Genomic DNA, 18,029 nt, shown 5'->3' on the forward strand with positions numbered 1-18,029 from the left:
GTGTCGTGACGAGCACCGAGCAGCGACTCGCCGAGATCCGGGGCGGCGTGCCCGCGCGCCGGCACAACGCGCGGACGATCGCCGCGCTCACCGGCAACCCCGGCTGCGCCCGGCGGGCCGTGCTGGACAGCGCCGGGGTCGACAAGCCGAAGCTGGCCGCCCGGATCGGTTTCCCCGCCCGGTTCGGGCAGTCCCGGTTCGCGATCGGCCGCGGCAACGCGTTCGAGGCGCAGGTCAAGGCGGACGGCGGGGCGGAGCTGCTGCGGCTGGTGGCCGAGCGGCTGGGCGTCGACCCGGACGGCCCGGCGACCTGGGCCGACCTCGGCGCCGACGATCGCGCCGGGGCCGGCCCGCCGGATCGGTCCGCCCGCTCGCGGGCCGCGCTGGTCGCCGCCGCGCCGACCGGCGCCGGCGAGCCGCCCGCCCTGTTCGATCATCCCCTGCTCGGCCTCGACGTCGCCGGCCAGCGGGTGCACCTGGAGCCGGACCTGGTCGCCGCCCGGCTCGCCGGCCGGTACCACGTCGTGGAGGTCAAGTCGTTCTCCGTGATCGACGGGCAGGCCGACCCGGCGAAGGTGGCCGCCGCCGCGATCCAGTCCGCCGTCTACGTGCTCGCGCTGCGCGAGCTGCTCGCCGCCGAGGGGCACGACCCGCAGCTGGTCTCCTCGGACGTGGTGCTCGTCTGCCCGCGCGACTTCGCCAACCAGCCGGTGGCCAGCCTCGTCGACGTCCGCAAGCAACTGCTGGTGCTGCGCCGGCAGCTCGACCGGATGGCCCGGATCGACGACCTGCTGGCCCGCGTCCCGGCCGGCTTCACCGCCGACCCGTCCGCCGACCCGGCCGACCTGCGTCGGGCCCTGGAGTCCGTCGAGGCCCGCTACGCGCCGGAGTGCCTGGCCGCGTGCGAGCTGGCGTACTTCTGCCGGCACGAGGCGCGCGCGCAGACCGCCGCGCTGGGCCGGCCCGTCCGCGAGGCGCTGGGCGGGGTGGCGACCGTGGCCGAGGCGCTCGCGCTGGCCGCCGGGGAGGACCCCGGCGAGCCGGAGCAGGCGGAGGCCGCCGCGCTGCTGCGGGCCGCGGCCCGGCTGCGCGCCGACGCCCTGGCCGGGCAGCCCGCATGAGTACGCTGCGCGCGCTCGCGAAGGCCCAGGCCCTCGCCGCCGGGGTCGCCCAGCCGGTGGCCACCGTACGGCACCTGCACCTGTCGCCCCGGCCGCTGGTGCTGGTGCCGCTGGCCATGGCCGGCGAGGCGAACGCCCCCCTGGCCGTGCTGGCCGGCACCGCCCCGGACGACGCCCGGCTGCTGATCGTGCCGCAGCCGCGCAACCGGGACCAGCGCTTCGGGTTCGCCGCCGAGCTGGCCGGGATCGTGCTGCCGTACCTGGACTCGTTCCGGGGCGGCTCCGAGGCCGTTCCCGTCGACCGGGGCCGGGACGTCCGGTACCGGTACGTCGACGCGCCGCAGCTGCTGGTGCCGAACCCGGCCGGGGTGACGTTCCTGCGGCTGCTCGGCCGCTCCACCCGGTTCCGTCGCCCCGACGGCGAGTACCCGGTGCACCCGTCGGTGCCGCTGCTCGGGCGCTGGCTGACGTTCTTCGCCGAGCGCGCCGAGCACCCCGGCTCGTCGGCGCTGCTGGCGATGACCGAGGCGCTGACCCTGCACTGGGCCACCGGGCAGAGCGCGGTGGAGGACCTGCACCTGCCGGCGGTGCTCGGCTGGCTCGACCCGCCGCCGGGGCTCGACGGCGCGCAGGCGGCGGCCCGCGCCGAGGACCCCTCGATCTGCCCGCCGGCCGGCCCGGCCACCGATCCGGACTTCGACAACCAGGTGCTCGCCCCGGCTGTCGCCGCGTACGACGAGGCGCCGGACGACGCCGCGCGGCTGGCCGCGTACGCGGAGCTGGAGCGCGTGCTGCGCGGCCAGCTCGCGCCCACCTGGGAGCTGATGTGGCGCGGCGTCGGGCTGCTCGCCGCCCTGCCGCCCGGCGCCCGCGTCGAGGGGCGCTGGGCCGGCGACCGGGACGCGTTCACCGCCCACGCCGAGCACGTCGACTCAGGCGGCGGCCCGCAGCCGCGCCGGGACGGCGCCGTGGCGGCGGCGGTACGGCTGCACCGGCTGGAGCGGGCGCTGACCTCGTACGCGGTGCAGCGCGCCTACGACGACCCCCTGGTGATGGCCGAGCACCGGCTGACCGGGGAGGCGTTCGTCGGGGAGGTGACGCTCGCCGACCCGAAGCGGGTGGACGACAGCGGCAAGCGCCCCGTGCTGCGCCCCCGCGTCCAGGTCGTCACCGCCGAGCCGGTGGCGGTGCCGGTCGGGGCGACGCTGTACTCGCCGGCCCGGCCCGCCCAGAAGGCGAAGGTGGTCTTCGTGACCCCCGGCGGCGACGGCAAGACGGAGGTGGTGCTGGAGCTCTCCGGCGGCATGGGCCGAGGGCTGAGCGCCCCGCCGGGCACCGTGCCGGAGGTGGGGGAGCGGCTGTGCCTGACCACCCTGTCGGACGCGTACCTGCCGGCGGGGGCGTTTCCCGCGCCGGAGGAGACCCCGTGGACCCACGGCGGCCCGCCGACCTACGCGCCCGGCCCCGACCCCGAGCCGGGCGCCCCGCCGTCCGACGGCGACCCGGTGGAGGCGTGGGCCTGACGCCTGCTCGTCGGGCCCCTGTGGAGCTGCCCGCGTGGACGGGGCGCCCGGAACCGCCGTGCGGGAGGCCGGAACCCGCCGCGCCTACCTGCTGGCCCGCGCCTGACCGGACGCCGGCGACCCGCCCCCGTTGTCGTCGGGTCGCCGGCGTCCGGTGTTCCGGAACCGACCGGCCGGGCCGGTCGGGTTCTGCCGGGCGGCCGGCCCGGTCAGCAGGCCGCGGCGAGCGCGGCCCGGGCCTCGTCCGCCGTGGGCCGCCGGGGGTCGTCGGCCAGCAGGGCCCGCAGCGCCATCCGGTACGCCACGGCCTCCGCCTCCCGGGCCGGTGCCTCGACGTCCGGCAGCACCCCGCGCCCCTCCCAGTTCGCGCCGGAGACCGGGTTGACGGGCCGGGCCACCGGCACGGTGAGCTCCAGGTGCGGGTGCAGCCGCCGGCCCACGCACGGGTGCGCCGCCCCCGGGGTCCGCTCGCCGACCACCGTGGCCCGGCCGAGCTGCTGGAGGTCGTACGCCAGCTCCTCGCCGCCGGAGACCGTCCGTGTGGAGGTCAGCACGTGGACGGGTTTCTCCGGCGCGTACCTCGGCACCGGCAGGTACGCGGCGCTCCAGAACTGGCGGGTGCCGCCGGCCCGGTCGTGCATGGTGTGCAGGTGCGCGGGCTCGGCGAACAACCAGCCGCAGAGCAGGGCGGTCATGTCCGGGCTGCCGCCCCGGTTGCCGCGCAGGTCGAGCAGGAGCGCGTCGGTGCCGCCGAGCAGCCGCAGCGCCGCCACCATGGCGTCGCCGGCGACCTGCGGCGGGAAGAGGCAGGGCTGGATCTCCAGCAGCCCGACGTTGCCGGCCAGCCGCTGCACCCGGGCGATGCCGCCCATGGTGGTGGCCGCCTGCCGGGCCCACCACTGCTCGTCGAGCGTCTCCGCGCGCTGCGGCAGGGCCGCGTCGTGGTGGTTGAGCCGCAGGTGCTGGTCGCCGTTGACCGACTGGAGGTCCTCGGTGACCAGCGCGGCCAGCGCCGCGGGGCCGGTGGCGTCGGCGTACCGGCCGGCGCGCAGCCGGTCGCCGAGGCGGGCGGCGACGCGCTCGGCGACGTCGGGAAAGACGTACCGCTCGGCGACCAGCCTGCCGGCCTGTTCGACGACGTCGGTGATCTCGTCCTGTCGCATCGGCTGCCCCCGTCCGTCGGTCCACCGTGGTATGGGAAGTAGAACAGCCGATTGACAAAGCGTCAAGATGGCTGGACGCTTTCCGGGTGACAGACGAGATCGCCGAGGCGCTGGAGGCCCGCACCCCGGCCCACTTCAGGGCGCTGGCCCACCCGTTCCGCCACCGGCTGCTCTTCGCGCTGGGCAGCGGTCCCGCGACCATCAGCCAGCTCGCCACCAGGCTGGGCGCGGGGAAGGGCACCGTCGCCCACCACCTGAAGGTGCTGACCGAGGCGGGCATGGCCCGGATCGCGCACACCCGCCAGGTGCGCGGGGGCACGGAGCAGTACCACGAACGCAGCTACCGCCGGCTGGTCGGCGGGGCCGGCAACTCCGACACCACCACCGCACTGCTGCACGCGGTCGCCGAGGAGTTGACCGGCGACCCCGATCCGCTGCTGCATCTGCGCCACCTGCGGCTCACCCCGGCGCAGGCGCAGCGGCTCCGGGCCACCCTGGACGACCTTGTCGCCGACGCCGAGGAGGCCGGCCCGGACGAGCCGCGGTACGGCGTCCTGGTCGGTCTCTACCGCCAGACGGCCACGCCGCCCGCCCCGTCCGTGCGGGCAACTCCATAGGAGTGTCACCTTCTCGGCGCTGGACGCGGCGCGGCAATGGCGGACAGGTGCCCACGATCGCGCCCGCAGAGCCTGGCGGCCCGCCCGGCACCGCACTAGGCTTTCGGCGTCCGCCGTCCATGACCGGTCCTCACCGTCGAGGGTGCACGCAGGAGAGAGAGCCGGAGCGACCACTGTGCTGCCCCAGGACGTCCGCCAGGCCGGCGTGACCCCCGACTTGTGGTCCGGGGCCGGGTTCGCGGTGGCCGTCGCGGTCCTGCTCATCGAGGCGGCCTGGCTGGTCGCCGGGCTGCCCGGCGAGGCCGTGGCCAGCGACGTCGGGGCGATCGTCGTGGCGGGCTGGGCCACCGTCGCCTGCGTCGGCGCGGCCCGCCGCCACTCCTCGCCGCTACGCCGGTTCTGGGCGCTGCTCGCCGCCACCATGGGCCTCGCCGCGCTCGGCCGGATGGTGTGGACGGCGCAGCGGCTCGGCGACGACTCCCTGCCGCACACCCCGCTGGTCGGGGCCCTGTTCACCGCCGGCATCGTCACCGGCACCGCGGCGCTGCTCTGCTCCGTCGCCGCCCGCGGCGCCATCGGCCGGGCCCGGGCCGTACTGGACGGGGTGATCGTCGGGCTCTCCCTCATCCCGATCGGCTGGGTGCTGGTGTTCCGGGACGTCGCCACCGCCGACCTGGCCGACCCGGCGCGCACCCTCGGGCTGCTCTACCCGATGCTCGACCTCGCGCAGCTGACCATCCTGGTGGCGGTGGCCGGGACGGTCCGGCCGAGGTGGCGACCGCTCACCGTGATCGGGGCCAGCCTCGTCACCCGGGCGGTCGCCGACGCCGCGTACGTGTCCCTGGTCGCCCACGGCGAATACACCCCCGGCAGCCCGGTCGACGTCTGCTGGCCGCTGAGCTACCTGCTCGTCGGCGCCGCCACCCGGTACCCGCCGCCGCCCGGCGCCGACGAGGTCGACGAGACCGCCGAGACGCCCCTGCCGCCGCGGTGGCGGGTCGCCCTGCCCTACCTGCCGATCGGCGGGGCGATCGTGGCGGTGCACCTGGCCCGGCGGCCCGACGGGCAGACCCCGCAGGTCGTCCTCGTCACCGTGATGGCGCTGCTCGGCGTCCTGGCCGCGCGGCAGGGGCTGGCGGCCAACGAGAACCTGCGCCTGGTCGCCCGGCTGCGCGCCCTCGCCTACACCGACCAGCTCACCGGCCTGCCGAACCGGCCGGCGTTCACCCGGCGGCTGCGCCGGGCACTGCGCGCCGGCGGCCCGGTCGCCGTGCTGCTGCTCGACCTGGACGGGTTCAAGCAGGTCAACGACCGGTTCGGGCACGGCACCGGGGACGCGCTGCTGACCGGCATCGCCGGCCGGATGCGGCGGGTCGTCGGCGACGACGGCACGGTCGCCCGGCTCGGCGGCGACGAGTTCGCCGTCCTCGTCGACGCCAGTCATCAGGTACGCCCCGAGCCACTGGCGGAACGGCTCCTCGCCGCCCTGAAACCGTCCGAGGACGAGGAAGAGGAGGTCGGCGGGCACACCTCGGCCAGCATCGGCATCGCCGAGTACGGCCCCCAGCACATCTCCCACACCGACCTGCTGCGCGACGCCGACATCGCCATGTACGCGGCCAAGGCGGCCGGCAAGTCCGCGTACCGGACGTGCACGGCGGAGCTGCGCGAGGCGGCGGTGTCCCGGGCCGAGCTGATCGCCGACCTGCGCCGCGCCATCGACGAGCAGGAGCTGCACCTGGAGTTCCAGCCGATCGTCGACCTCGCCACCGGCACGGTGCGCAGCGCGGAGGCGCTGGTGCGCTGGCGGCACCCCCGGCTCGGCCTGCTCTCCCCGGCGCGGTTCCTGCCGCTGGCGGAGGAGACCGGGCTGATCGTGCCGATCGACCGGTGGGTGATCCACGAGGCGTGCCGTGCCGCCGCGACCTGGCGGGACCGGGCCCCCGAGGCCACCGTCGCGGTGAACATCGCCGCCGCGCACCTGCGCCGGCCGGACCTGATCGCCACGGTCACCGAGGCCACCGCCGCCGCCGGCCTGGCGCCCCGCGCGCTCACCCTGGAGCTGACCGAGTCGGCGCTGATCGACGGCAGCGAAACCGTGCTGGACCGCCTCCGCCAGCTCCGCGAGCTGGGCATCCGCATCGCCATCGACGACTTCGGCACCGGCTACTCGTCGCTGAGCTACCTGCACCGCATCCCCGCCACCGAGCTGAAGATCGACCGGTCGTTTGTCGCCCGGCTCGGCGCGGACGCCCGCGCGTACGCGACGGTGGAGATGGTCACCCGGCTCGCCGGCGCGTTCGACCTGAGCGTCGTCGCCGAGGGGGTGGAGACCGACGGGCAGCACACGGCGGTGACCGCGATCGGCTGCGTCCAGGGCCAGGGCTGGCGGTACGGTCGCCCCACCGGCCTCGCCGACCTGCGCGCCACCCTGCTCCCGGCGGCGCCGGCCTGACCGCGGACTGGCAGCCCGCGAAAGCGGGCTTGACCCGCTTAGGCACGCGTAGCGTGCTTGACCCTGACGCGACGGTAGGCGGCAGCCTGGTCATCGAAGGGAGGGAACCATGGCCTGGACGGTGGGACGGGTGGCGAAGGCCGCCGGCGTGACGGTGCGGACGCTGCACCACTACGACGAGATCGGCCTGCTCTCGCCCAGCGGGCGCAGCCCCGCCGGGTACCGGCGCTACGACGACGCCGACCTGGAGCGGCTGCAGCTCATCCGCTACTACCGGGAGCTGGGGTTCCCGCTGGAGGAGATCGCCACGATCCTCGACGACCCGGACGCCGACCCGGCGGCGCACCTGCGCCGGCAGCACGAGCTGCTCACCGGGCGGATCACGCGGTTGCGGGAGATGGTCGCGGCGATCGAGTTCGCGATGGAGGCGAGCAGGATGGACATCCGACTGACCCCGGAGGAACGGTTCGAGGTCTTCGGCGACTTCGACCCCGACGCGCACGCCGAGGAGGCGCAGCGCCGGTGGGGCGGCAGCGAGGCGTACCGGGAGTCGGCCCGGCGCGTCGCCGGCTACGGCAAGGAGGACTGGCTGCGCAACAAGGCCGAGAACGAGGACTGGGGCCGCCGGTTCGCCGAGGTCATGGCCTCGGGAGCGCCGGCGGACGGCCCGGCGGCGATGGCGCTGGCCGAGGAGCACCGGCAGCTCGTCAGCCGCTGGTTCTACGAGTGCACGTACGAGATCCACACCGGCCTGGCCGACATGTACGTGGCCGACGGGCGGTTCACCGCGTACTACGAGGCGATCCGCCCCGGCATGGCCGCCTACCTCAACGAGGCGATCCACGCCAACGCGATCAGCCGCGCGTGAGAGGGGCCGGGGCGCGCCGCGCCCCGGCCCTTACAACAGCAGGTCGAGCACGAGGACGCCGGCGAACCCGACCACGGAGATGATCGTCTCCATCACCGACCAGCTCGCGATGGTCTGCCCGACGGTCAGCCCGAAGTACTCCTTCACCAGCCAGAAGCCCGCGTCGTTGACGTGCGAGAAGAACAGCGAGCCGCAGCCGACCGCCAGGGCCAGCAGCGCCACGCCCGGCCGGTCCAGGGTCGCCGCGAGCGGGGCGACGATGCCGGCGGCGGTGATGGTGGCGACGGTCGCCGAGCCGGTGGCCACCCGGATGCCCACCGCGACCAGCCAGCCCAGCAGCAGCGGGGACAGGTTGGCGTTCTGGGCCGCGTGGGCGACCAGGTTGCCCACCCCGGCGTCGACGAGCACCTGCTTGAACCCGCCGCCCGCGGCGACGATCAGCAGGATGCCGGCGATCGGCGGCAGCGACCCGCCGAGCACCGACGAGACCTGGGTACGGTTGAACCCGGCCTGGTAGCCGAGGGTGAACATGGCCACGATCACGCCCGCCAGCAGGGCGATGATCGGGGTGCCGACGATGTCCAGGGTGCGGCGGCCCGGGCCGCCCTCCGCCAGGGTCAGCTCGCCGACGGCCCGCAGCAGCATCAGCACCACCGGCAGCAGCACGGTGATCACCGCCGGCCAGAACGCCGGTGGCCGCCGCGCCGCCTCGGTGCCCGTGTCGTCGACCGGGGCGCCCGGCCGGCCCGTACCCGGGTTGAGCAGGTCGTCCTCGGTGAGCAGGTCGCCGTCGGCGTCCACCGGCGGGCGGGCCGCCGCTCCGCGCTCGGCCGGCCCGCCCCCGCCGGGCACGGGCGCGCGGGTCGGCAGCAGCGACGCCGGGGCGGTCGCGGTGACGTACCGGGAGATCATGTTGCCGAACACCGGCCCGGACACGATCACCGTCGGGATGGCGACCAGCAGGCCCAGGCCCAGCGTCAGCCCCAGGTCGGCGTTGAGCGAGGAGATCGCCACCAGCGGACCGGGGTGCGGCGGGACCAGGCCGTGCAGCACCGACAGACCCGCCAGCGCGGGGATGCCGAGCCGCATCAGCGGCAGGTCGGTACGCCGGGACACCAGCAGCACGATCGGCACCAGCAGCACCACGCCGACCTCGAAGAACAGCGGCAGGCCGATCAGCGCCGCCACCCCGGCCATCGCCCACGGCAGGGCGTTCCCGGAGACCCTCCGGACGGTCCGGGTGACGATGGTGTCCGCGCCCCCGGACTCGGCCAGCAGGCCACCGATCATCGCCCCGAGGGCGATCAGCAGGCCCACCCCGCCGACGGTCGAGCCGACCCCGCCGCTGAACGACGTGACGATCTTGTCGGGTGCGACCCCCGCGACGACGCCGAGCACGGCCGCGCCGAGGATCAGCGCCAGGAACGGGTGGACCTTGCCCCAGGCGATCAGGAACACCACCGCGGCGATGCCCAACAGGGCCGCGACGATCAGTTGGGCATCGCCGGCGTTGGTCAGCGGCGGCGCCGGTGCGGAGAGCAGTGCGACCACGGCTGTCACGACCCCTTCCTTGCAGTCACACGGGTGGCGGCTCCGGCGGCAGGCTCGGCGCCAACCGCCGCAACGACGTGAACGTCGGCACGAGCGCGTCGTACAGCTCGGAGAACAGCGGGAGCAGGGCCGCGTACGTGGCGGCGGCGGCCGGGTCGGGGCGTACCGTCTCGTCGATCCGCACCAGGTCGGCGGCCACGTCCACCGACGGGATCAGGCCCAGGGCCTGCATGCCCAGCAGCGCCGCGCCGAAGCTGGACCCCTCGTGGCCGACCGGGAACCGCACCGGCATGCCGAGCACGTCGGCGAGCATCTGCCGCCACAGGTGGCTGCGGGCGAAGCCACCGCCCGCCCGTACCTCCCGCACCTCGTTGCCCGCCGCCCGCACCGACGACAGCACCAGGGCCAGCTGCTGGCAGACCCCCTCCAACGCCGCCCGGACCAGGTGCTCGCGGCCGTGGCCGTGGGTCAGCCCCACGTACGCCCCGCGTGGCAGCGCGCTCCAGTGCGGGGCGCGCTCGCTCAGCAGGTACGGCAACATGATCAGCCCGCCCGAGCCGACCGGCGCCCGGGCGGCCAGGTCCAGCAGCTCCTCCTCGGCGTGCTCGCCCAGCTCCGGGGCCAGCGCCTCGCCCGCCCACTGGAGCACGATCCCGCCGTTGTTGATCGCCCCGCCGACCACCCACCGGTCCTCGGTCAGGGCGTAGCAGAACACCCCGCCGAGCGGGTCGACCGCCGGCCGCTCGACCATGACCCGCATCGCCCCGCTGGTGCCGATCGAGCAGGCCACCTCGCCGGGGTGCACCGCGCCGAGCCCCAGGTTGGCCAGCGGCCCGTCGCCCGCGCCCACCACCACCGGCGTGTCCGCCGGCAGGCCGGTGGCCTCCGCCGCCGCCGGGGTGAGCCCCGGCAGCACCGTGGTGGTGGGAACCAGCTGCGGCAACCGCTCCTCGGTGATCCCCGCCCGGCCCAGCGCCTCGGCGTCCCAGGCCAGCCGGTGGATGTTCAGCAACCCGGTGCCCGAGGCCACCGAGTGGTCGGTGACCAACGCCTCGCACAGCCGCAACAGCACGTAGTCCTTGATGCCGACCCAGTGCGCGACCCGCTCGAACAGCCTCGGCTCCTGCTCGGCGAACCAGACCAGCTTCGGCAGCGGCGCCATCGGGTGCACCGGCGTGCCGGTGCGCCGGTGCAGCGCCAGCCCCGACGGGACCGCCCGCATCCGCTCGGCCTGCCGGCTGGCCCGCGAGTCCGCCCAGGTCACCGACGCGGTCAGCGGCTTCCCGTCGGCGTCCAGGCCGATCAGGCTGTGCATCGCCGTGCTGAACGACAGCCCGGCGACCCGGCCCGGCAGCTCCGCCACCACCGCCCGGACCGTCTCCAGCACCGCGTCGAGGATCAGCCGCGGGTCCTGCTCGGCGTACCCGGGGTGCGGCTCGTCCAGCGGGTACCCCGCCGAGTGGGCGGCCAGCTGCCGGCCCTCGGTGTCGTACGCGACGCTCTTCGTGCTGGTGGTGCCGATGTCGACCCCGATCACCACGCGGGGGTGCGCGTCCGGGCCGGTCACGGGCCCACCCCCTTCGCGTCGGATGGCGCGGGCACACCGTCGCGACCCGGCTGAGGACCCTGTTACCCCGAGACGCACCGCCCACACGGACCACTCGGTCGGTTTCCCTCCCCGTGCGAGTCCATCCCCTGATCGGGTATTTCGTCCGCTTCGACGGGCTCGGGCCGCCTCCGGCTCGTTGAACGGGGTGGCACCCCGGTTGGTGGTTCGCGCGGGCGGAGGAGTCGGCGTGGCGAAGGCTGGATCTACGGGCACGACGTGGCGCTACCGGTGGGCACACCGGCAGAACGAACGGCGCCACCACGCGTACCGCGACGCCGAGCAGGCGTGGCGGCGGCGCGACGAGGAACTGCGGCGGCTGCGCGACACGGCGGCCGGCTTCCGCGGCTCCCCGGCGGCCGGCGCCGGCCTGCCCCTCGAACTCGCCCCCGGCGAGGTCGTCTTCTGGGCGCTGCCCGCCGCGCAACTCGTCGAGGTGCGGCACACCGCCGTGCTGCCCGCCCCCGACCTCAACGTCGACCCGGACCGCCCGCCGCTGCACCACCGGCGCCCCGAGGGCGTCAAGACCGTCGACGCCGGCATCGCCGTGCTCACCGACCGCCGGGTCGTCCTGCTCGGCGGGCGCGGCCGGCGCGACTGGGCGTACGGGAAGATCACCGGACTCGCCCACGACCCGGCGGCCCCCGTGACGCTCATCCAGGTCCTCGACCGGCGGCGCACCTCCGGGCTGCTGCTGCCCACCGACGCCGCCGCCGAGTTCCGGTTCACCCTCACCCTGGCCTTCGCCGAGGCCATCGAGCAACGCCCGGCGGTGGTCGCCCAGCTCGACGAGCTGATCGCCGAACACGAGCGGGCCCGGCCGACGCGCCCGTCCGTCATCACCCCCGCGCAGGCGCGGACGGCCGCGCGGGTGCCGGGCGGCCGCCGTACGGTCGCGGTGGCCGCCGCCGCGGCGCTGCTCGTGCCCGCGCTGCTGTTCGACCCGGACCCGCCGGCGCGACCCGGCCCGGAGGTCGCCGTGGCCGCCACCGCCCCCACGGCGTCGCCCAGCCCGCCCCCGGCGCTCCGCGTTCCGGTCCCGGTTCCGGCGAAGGTGTCCCCTCGGGTCGCCCCGTCGCCCAGCATGGTGCGGGAGCGGCGGTGCGGCGCCCCGGCCAACCCCCTCGGGTACGACTACTGCGGCGGCTCCCGCATCCGCAAGCCCGACTGGCGGGTGTGCGACTACTTCGACTGCGGGCGGGAGTTCTGGGCCGGCCGGGGATACCTGGTGCAGTGCCGCGACGGGTCCGTCAGCCTGACCGGCGGGCGGCGCGGCGCGTGCGCCGACCAGGGCGGACTACGCCGGACGGTCTGGACCTGAGCCCGGTTCGGGCGTATGGCGGCTGCGGTGAACGGCTCGGACCTGAGTCCGGTTTCGGCGTGCGGCCGCCTGCAGTCAACGGCTTGGACCTGGGTCCGGCCATTGCGGCCCGCGCCGGACGGTCTGTCCCTGAGTCCGGTGTGCGGCGGGGTGGCGCGCGTGCCGCATCATGATCGGCATGTTCAGCCTCAAGCGGAAGCAGCACCGGAAGAAAAAGCGCGGATCCGGCTCCTCGTGCGACGGTTGCGACGCCTGCGACTGCGACGGTCCGGACTGCTGCGACTTCGGGCTCTTCTCGTTCATGCTGACCCTCGGCTCGGTGGCCGCCGGGGCGGCTGCGCGGCTCCCCGGGGCGGGCGCCGGGCGTTCCGGGCCGGGCGCCGGGTGCTCCGGGGCGGGGGCCGGGCGTTCCGGCGCGAGCGGGCCGGATGCCGGGCGTTCCGGCGCGAGCGGGCCGGATGCCGGGCGTTCCGGCGCGACCCGGGTGCCCGTGGTCGACCGGGCCGGCCGGGCCGCGATCCTCGGCTACCGGCGCTGGCTGTCGCACCGCTGGCCGGGGCAGTGCCGGTACACGCCGACGTGCAGCGCGTACGGGCTGGCGGCCGTCGAGCGGTACGGGCTGGCCGTGGGCGGGCGGATGGCCGCCGACCGGCTGCGCCGCTGCAAGCCGGACGTACCCCGGGGAACGTACGACCCGGTCCGCTGACCGCCCGCTCCTTGCCGGCCCGGCCCGCTTCGCGGCTGCGCTGCTCTGTCGTTTGGGCTGCTCCGCGGTTGCGTTCTTCCTGGGGGCGGGCCGGGCGTCACGGCCGGCCGAAGTCGGGAACGGTGATCGTGCCGTCGTCCGCCAGCGGGAAGCCCGGGTTCCAGGCGATTTCCCAGACGTGCCCGTCCGGGTCGGCGAAGCAACCGGCGTAGCCCCCGTAAAAGGTTTCCCGGCCGGGCCGGGTGATCCTCGCCCCCGCCGCTGCCGCCTCGGCCAGCACCTCGTCCACCTCGGCCCGGGAGCGGACGTTGTGCGCCAGGGCCAGCCCGCCGAAGCCGTCCCGGCTGCCGGCGCCCTTCCTGTCCTCCGTGATCCCGGCGTCCTCGGCCAGCCTCTCCCGCGACCAGAGCACGACGGCCAGGCCGCCCGCCTGGTAGAAGACGGTCTCCTCGACCTTCTGGCCGCGCCAGCCGAGCCGCTCGTAGAAGGCGCGGGCACGGTCGAGGTCGGCGACGCCGAGGGTCACGAGACTGATGCGCTGCTCCATCCCGGGACCGTACCGCCGGCGCCGGCGCCGGCGTCGGCGTCGGCGTGATCGCCATGTCGGCGACATGGCGGTATCCGAGCCACCCGGACACCCCCATGTCGGCGACATGGAGAGGCTCAAGCTAGGCCAACGCCACCTGCACGGCGACATCCCGCTTCGGGTACTGCGCGTCCACCTGGTCCGCGCCGTACTTCGCGCGGAACATCTCCTCGACGCGCCTGACCCGGTCGGCGTCGGTGATCGGCGTGGCGCTCGTGCTCACGGCCATGCCGTCCCTGGCGATCTCCACCCTCGGCGTCCGGCGCACGTTCTTGTACCAGTCGCTGTCCGAGCCGGTGATCGGCATCAGGAACACGCTGTCGTCCTGCTGCACGAACCAGACCGGGTGCGAGATCTGCCGCCCGGACCTCCGGCCGGTGTGGGTGAGTTCGATCTCGCGGGCGTCCGCGAGCGCGTCCCTGACGGCGGCATTGGTCACGGTGTCCTCCGGCATGCTTCCGTGGGTGCTCCTGCCTGCCAGGCTATGGGCCTTCACGGCCACCCGCCGCGAGATCGGGGAGAACTGGCCGCAACACACGGGTCGTGAAGTAGGCGAGACGTGATGCGACAGCCATAGCGTCGGTGCTATTGGCCTGGCAGGCAGGCTCGCCATCGAACAGCGAGCCGCACACCGTCATCGCGGGGGTAGCCATGAGTGCTCGAACCAGTTGGACCCAGCTGTGCGAACGCCGGTTGACCGAGCCCGGTGTGCCCGAGGCGTACGAGGCAGCACGCATCGCCTTCGAGCTGGGCCGGGAGGTCCGGCACCTCCGGGAGCGCAACGGGTGGACCCAGAGTCGGCTGGCACGAGCCGCCGGCATGACCCAGTCCGCGATCGCACGATTTGAGGCTGGCGGCACTGTGCCGACCCTGCCTGTCCTCCAACGGTTGGCTTGCGCGCTTGACCAGCAGTTGGATGTCAGGTTCTCGCCTCGCGCCGACTCTGCCTGAGCAGCAGGTCGGCACCTTTGTCGCAGGCAGCAGGGTGACCAGCGCCGTGGGCAGGGGCAGGCCCCGAACCGTCCAGTCATGTGGCTCGGTTCCGTCGGCTTGGTGCACTGTCACCTCCCAGCGTCAATCGCAGGGCTCGTACTCATGCGGCGATGGCCCGGGCGGCGGCGTACACGTCGGCCGGCAGCGGATGCGCCAACTCCCAGAGGATCCGCATCGGCCGGTCCCCGGTGTGCGACCGGTACGTCATCGGCCCCGCGTACAGGTACGGCGGCACGCCCAGGTCCCCGTCGGTGACCTTCGTCTCCCGGACGAACAGGTGCACGGTCGACCCGCGCCCGGCGTGGTGGACGTACCGCTGCCCGGTCGGCGACGCCGCCGACGTGGTGCTCTGCGACTCCCACTGGAACAGCGTCTCGGTGACCGCCCGGTCGGCGTACATGGTGGTGGGGGAGTAGTGGTGCTCCGACTTGACCAGCGTCACGAAGAACAGGTCCGCCCGCTCGGACTCAAGCCACTTCACGCCCTCCCGCAGCGACCCCGGGTTCGGCATCCCGAACGCCGCGCACGCCTCGTTCTTGCTGTACCGGGCGTGCACCCGCAGCGCACCGGCCCTCGCCGTCACCCGGTGGATGCGCTCCCGCAGCACCTCGGCCACCTGCCGCAGCTCGGCGCAGCGGGCCGGTTCCGCCAACAGCCGCGCCAGCCGCTCGTCCCGCGACGACAGCGGCGCGTTCGGCCCCCACAGGTCGAAGTGCAGCATGTCCCACAGCCGCCCCGGCCCCGGCCGCTCGCCCGCCGCGACCCGGGCCAGCAGGTCCAGCCGGTCGACGTCGTCGATGTGCAGCATCCGCCCGATCGCCCGGCCCAGCTCCCGGTCGTCCGGCCCGGGCGGCGACGCCTCGACGCCGGCGAGCCGCCGCAGCCCGGCCCACCCGCCGAGCGACGCCGACCGGTACACGTCCTCGACCTCCAGCCCGGTCTCCCGCAGGAACTCGGCCAGGCCGACGTCCCCGAGCTGCCGCAGCTCCGCCACCAGGCCGCTCTTCTTCGGCGTCCTCAGGGCTGATCTCAGGTTGGCGAGCACCACGTCCTTCGCCACCCGGTCCAGCTGGATGTGGCAGCCGCTCGGCAGCGACGGGAAGCCCTGCTCGACCGCCTCCACGATCGCCCGCCGGCTGACCCCCGTCAGCGCCCGCCACCGCAGGTCGAAGCGGAAGTTCGCGTGCTGCCCGCCGATGAAGTCCAGCACCGTCAGGCACGGCTTGTCGTCGTCCAGCCGCAGGCCACGGCCGAGCTGCTGGAGGAAGATCGTGGCGCTCTCGGTGGGCCGCAGCATCAGGATCGTGTCGACCATCGGCAGATCGACGCCCTCGTTGAACAGGTCGACCGTGAACAGCACCCGCAGCTTCCCGGCCTTGAACTCCCGCAGCAGGTCGTGCTGCGACGGCCTGTCCACCTGCGACGTCACCGCCGCCGACGGCACGCCGTGCCGGCCGAACCAGTCCGCCATGAACTCGGCGTGCGCGATGCTCACGCAGAACCCCAGCGCCCGCATCCGCCGCACGTCGACCGCGTCCCGGACCGCCCTGAACACCAGCCGCGCCCGCGCGTCGTTGCCGGTGTAGACGCCGCTCAGCTCGCCCAGGTCGTACCCCTGACCACGCCTCCACCGCAGGTGCGACAGGTCCACGTCGTCGTGCACCCCGAAGTACTGGAACGGCGCCAGCAACTGCCGATCCAGGGCCTCCCACAGGTGCAGCTCCACGGCCGTGCGTCCGCCGAACCACCGGCGCACGTCGCCGCCGTCGGCCCGGTCGGGGGTCGCCGTCAGCCCCAGCAGTACGCGCGGACGCAGCCGCTCCAACAGCCGCGCGTACGTCGGCGCCTCCGCGTGGTGGAACTCGTCGACGATGACCATGTCGTACGCCTCGGGGTCGACCTCCCGCCGGTGCAGCGACTGGATGGAGGCGAAGACGTGCCGCCAGTGGGTCGGCTCCCGGCCGCCGACCAGCAGCTCGCCGAAGCTACCGTCGCCCATCACCTGCCGGAACGTCGACAGGCTCTGCCGCAGGATCTGCTCCTGGTGGGCGACGAACAGCAGCGAGTCGACGCTGTTGTTCCTGTGGAGGCGTCGGTAGTCCAGCGCCGCGACGATCGTCTTGCCGGTGCCGGTCGCCATCACCACCAGGTTCCGGTACCGGCCGTGCACCTGCCGCTCCGCGTCCAGGTCGGCCAGGATCTCCGCCTGGTACGGGTACGGCCGCACGTCCAGGTTCGCGATCTCGGTGCTCTCGCGCTTCTCCCCGCGCAGGGCCTGGCGCAGCCGCTCGGCGTCCCGTCCCGGGTGGTACGCCTCGAACGCCGGATCGTTCCAGTAGTCCTCGAACGTGGCCGTGAACGTGTCGATGACGTGCGGCTGCTCGACGTTCGAGATCCTGACGTTCCACTCCACCCCGTCGACCAGCGCGGCCTTCGACAGGTTGGACGATCCGACGTACGCCGTGGTCATGCCATTCCTGCGGCGGAACAGCCAGGCCTTGGCGTGCAATCGCGTCGTACGCGTCTCGTAGGAAACCTTGATCTCGGCGCCCAGCTCGGCCAGCCGGTCGAGGGCCCGCTGATCGGTCGCCCCCAGGTACGTCGTCGTGATGACCCGCAGCCGGCCGCCGCGTCCGATCAGCTCACGTACGGCCGGCTCGACGATCCGCAGGCCGTACCACTTGATGAACGCGCACAGCAGGTCGACGGAGTCCGCCGACGCCATCTCGTGGGTGACCTCGTGGCCGATGCGCGGCTGGTGGCGACCGTTGACGAGGAGCGCGCCCGTGGAGAGCGGGGTGGTGGGGCGCGCCGGGAAGGTCGGCTGCGCCGGTGGGGTGGGCGGGGCGGCGATCGCGTGCAGGAGGTTGCGGGCGTCGGCGATCTGGTCGTCGTGGCTGGCCGCGCTTGGGCTGTGTTCTGTGATCGCCTCGGCGATGCGGTTGGCGAGTTCAACCTGGCTGTGGAGCTTGTCGTCGCCGCCGGGGACGGCTTGCAGGGCGCGGCTGATGAGGCCGGCGAGGTGACGGGTCAGGTACTCGTGGGCGTCGGCGGGGTCCAGGGGGCGGTGCTGGACCAGGGCGGTGTCGTGGCGATCGAGCTGGCCAGCGAGCTGGTGGGTGATCAGGTGCTCGTAGATGCCCCGCTCAAGATCTGTCACCCGAGGAGGCTAACCAGTCGTCCACTTGCCGCGCTGCCCCGAGGCACCGACAACGGGCCAACGGCACGTCGGGCGTCAATACGGTCGGTTTTGAAGTCAGCAACCGCCCTTCCGGAGCCTGCTGAGGCCACAATCTGGAGTTACGGCCCTTGGTGCCGTACGGCACCAAGGGCCGTTCTCGTGAGCCGAGACTGCCCCTTGCTTACCCGGCTCTGCTAATTCTTGTCCGAGTCGGAGATGATTTCCGCTGCTCTGGTCAGGACCCAATGCCACGTAGCCTAATTTGATCATGGGGTTGGGCTGGGTCTTTGTGGATGGTCGGCGTGGTGGCGTGACCGGCGGGTCGGGTGCTGGTGTGC

Annotated in this window: 14 protein-coding genes; 8 read left to right on the forward strand and 6 right to left on the reverse strand. The window is 74.4% G+C overall.

The annotated features are described in order from the left end of the window. Positions 1 to 5: 5 nt before the first annotated feature. Together ACGFIZ_RS21845 and ACGFIZ_RS21850 are read left to right on the forward strand one after the other, a co-directional pair. The gene (locus ACGFIZ_RS21845; RefSeq protein ID WP_393421887.1) at positions 6 to 1,121 is read left to right on the forward strand and encodes a hypothetical protein; all 1,116 of its coding nucleotides are present in this window, start codon (positions 6 to 8) and stop codon (positions 1,119 to 1,121) included. Further along, positions 1,118 to 2,644: a hypothetical protein gene (locus ACGFIZ_RS21850; protein WP_393421889.1), complete on the forward strand. Its 1,527-nt coding sequence runs from the start codon at positions 1,118 to 1,120 to the stop codon at positions 2,642 to 2,644. Before ACGFIZ_RS21845 ends, ACGFIZ_RS21850 begins: the two co-directional genes overlap by 4 nt. A gap of 209 nt (positions 2,645 to 2,853) precedes the next feature. On the opposite strand, the gene ACGFIZ_RS21855 is transcribed toward ACGFIZ_RS21850, so the two are convergent. Then, complete coding sequence (locus ACGFIZ_RS21855) at positions 2,854 to 3,807, reverse strand: S41 family peptidase (RefSeq protein WP_393421891.1); 954 nt, start codon at positions 3,805 to 3,807, stop codon at positions 2,854 to 2,856. A gap of 86 nt (positions 3,808 to 3,893) precedes the next feature. On the opposite strand from ACGFIZ_RS21855, the gene ACGFIZ_RS21860 reads away from it, so the two are divergent. The 3 genes from ACGFIZ_RS21860 (at position 3,894) to ACGFIZ_RS21870 (ending at position 7,747) form a co-directional block, all read left to right on the forward strand. Further along, on the forward strand, positions 3,894 to 4,424 hold the full coding sequence (locus ACGFIZ_RS21860) for an ArsR/SmtB family transcription factor (protein ID WP_393421893.1): 531 nt from the start codon (positions 3,894 to 3,896) through the stop codon (positions 4,422 to 4,424). Between the two features lie 175 nt (positions 4,425 to 4,599). Continuing rightward, entirely contained in the window at positions 4,600 to 6,879 is a 2,280-nt protein-coding gene (locus ACGFIZ_RS21865) for a putative bifunctional diguanylate cyclase/phosphodiesterase (RefSeq protein WP_393421895.1), read from the forward strand. 109 nt (positions 6,880 to 6,988) lie between these two features. After that, a complete protein-coding gene (locus ACGFIZ_RS21870; RefSeq protein WP_393421897.1) occupies positions 6,989 to 7,747 on the forward strand; it encodes a MerR family transcriptional regulator in 759 nt (252 codons plus the stop codon). A gap of 30 nt (positions 7,748 to 7,777) precedes the next feature. Here the strand turns inward: ACGFIZ_RS21870 and ACGFIZ_RS21875 are convergent, their stop codons facing one another. Both ACGFIZ_RS21875 and ACGFIZ_RS21880 read right to left on the reverse strand, forming a co-directional pair. Then, positions 7,778 to 9,298, reverse strand: coding sequence for an SLC13 family permease (locus ACGFIZ_RS21875; RefSeq protein ID WP_393421926.1), 1,521 nt, complete (start codon positions 9,296 to 9,298; stop codon positions 7,778 to 7,780). A gap of 25 nt (positions 9,299 to 9,323) precedes the next feature. Continuing rightward, the gene (locus ACGFIZ_RS21880) at positions 9,324 to 10,865 is read right to left on the reverse strand and encodes a gluconokinase (RefSeq protein ID WP_393421899.1); all 1,542 of its coding nucleotides are present in this window, start codon (positions 10,863 to 10,865) and stop codon (positions 9,324 to 9,326) included. A gap of 229 nt (positions 10,866 to 11,094) precedes the next feature. On the opposite strand from ACGFIZ_RS21880, the gene ACGFIZ_RS21885 reads away from it, so the two are divergent. After that, positions 11,095 to 12,225 carry a hypothetical protein gene (locus tag ACGFIZ_RS21885; protein WP_393421901.1) on the forward strand — a complete coding sequence of 377 codons (1,131 nt, stop codon included), beginning with the start codon at positions 11,095 to 11,097 and terminating at the stop codon, positions 12,223 to 12,225. A gap of 178 nt (positions 12,226 to 12,403) precedes the next feature. After that, on the forward strand, positions 12,404 to 12,931 hold the full coding sequence (gene yidD / locus ACGFIZ_RS21890; protein ID WP_393421903.1) for a membrane protein insertion efficiency factor YidD: 528 nt from the start codon (positions 12,404 to 12,406) through the stop codon (positions 12,929 to 12,931). 97 nt (positions 12,932 to 13,028) lie between these two features. Here the strand turns inward: yidD and ACGFIZ_RS21895 are convergent, their stop codons facing one another. After that, on the reverse strand, positions 13,029 to 13,478 hold the full coding sequence (locus tag ACGFIZ_RS21895; protein WP_393421905.1) for a VOC family protein: 450 nt from the start codon (positions 13,476 to 13,478) through the stop codon (positions 13,029 to 13,031). Positions 13,479 to 13,599: 121 nt separating this feature from the next. Further along, a complete protein-coding gene (locus ACGFIZ_RS21900; RefSeq protein WP_393421907.1) occupies positions 13,600 to 13,971 on the reverse strand; it encodes a nitroreductase/quinone reductase family protein in 372 nt (123 codons plus the stop codon). Positions 13,972 to 14,168: 197 nt separating this feature from the next. Between ACGFIZ_RS21900 and ACGFIZ_RS21905 the strand changes: the two genes are divergently transcribed. Beyond that, on the forward strand, positions 14,169 to 14,468 hold the full coding sequence (locus ACGFIZ_RS21905; RefSeq protein WP_393421909.1) for a helix-turn-helix domain-containing protein: 300 nt from the start codon (positions 14,169 to 14,171) through the stop codon (positions 14,466 to 14,468). A gap of 142 nt (positions 14,469 to 14,610) precedes the next feature. Here the strand turns inward: ACGFIZ_RS21905 and ACGFIZ_RS21910 are convergent, their stop codons facing one another. After that, complete coding sequence (locus ACGFIZ_RS21910) at positions 14,611 to 17,670, reverse strand: DUF3427 domain-containing protein (RefSeq protein WP_393421911.1); 3,060 nt, start codon at positions 17,668 to 17,670, stop codon at positions 14,611 to 14,613. Between the last annotated feature and the right edge of the window lie 359 nt (positions 17,671 to 18,029).

It is taken from the genome of Micromonospora sp. NPDC048830, assembly GCF_043198215.1.
Classification (GTDB): domain Bacteria; phylum Actinomycetota; class Actinomycetes; order Mycobacteriales; family Micromonosporaceae; genus Micromonospora.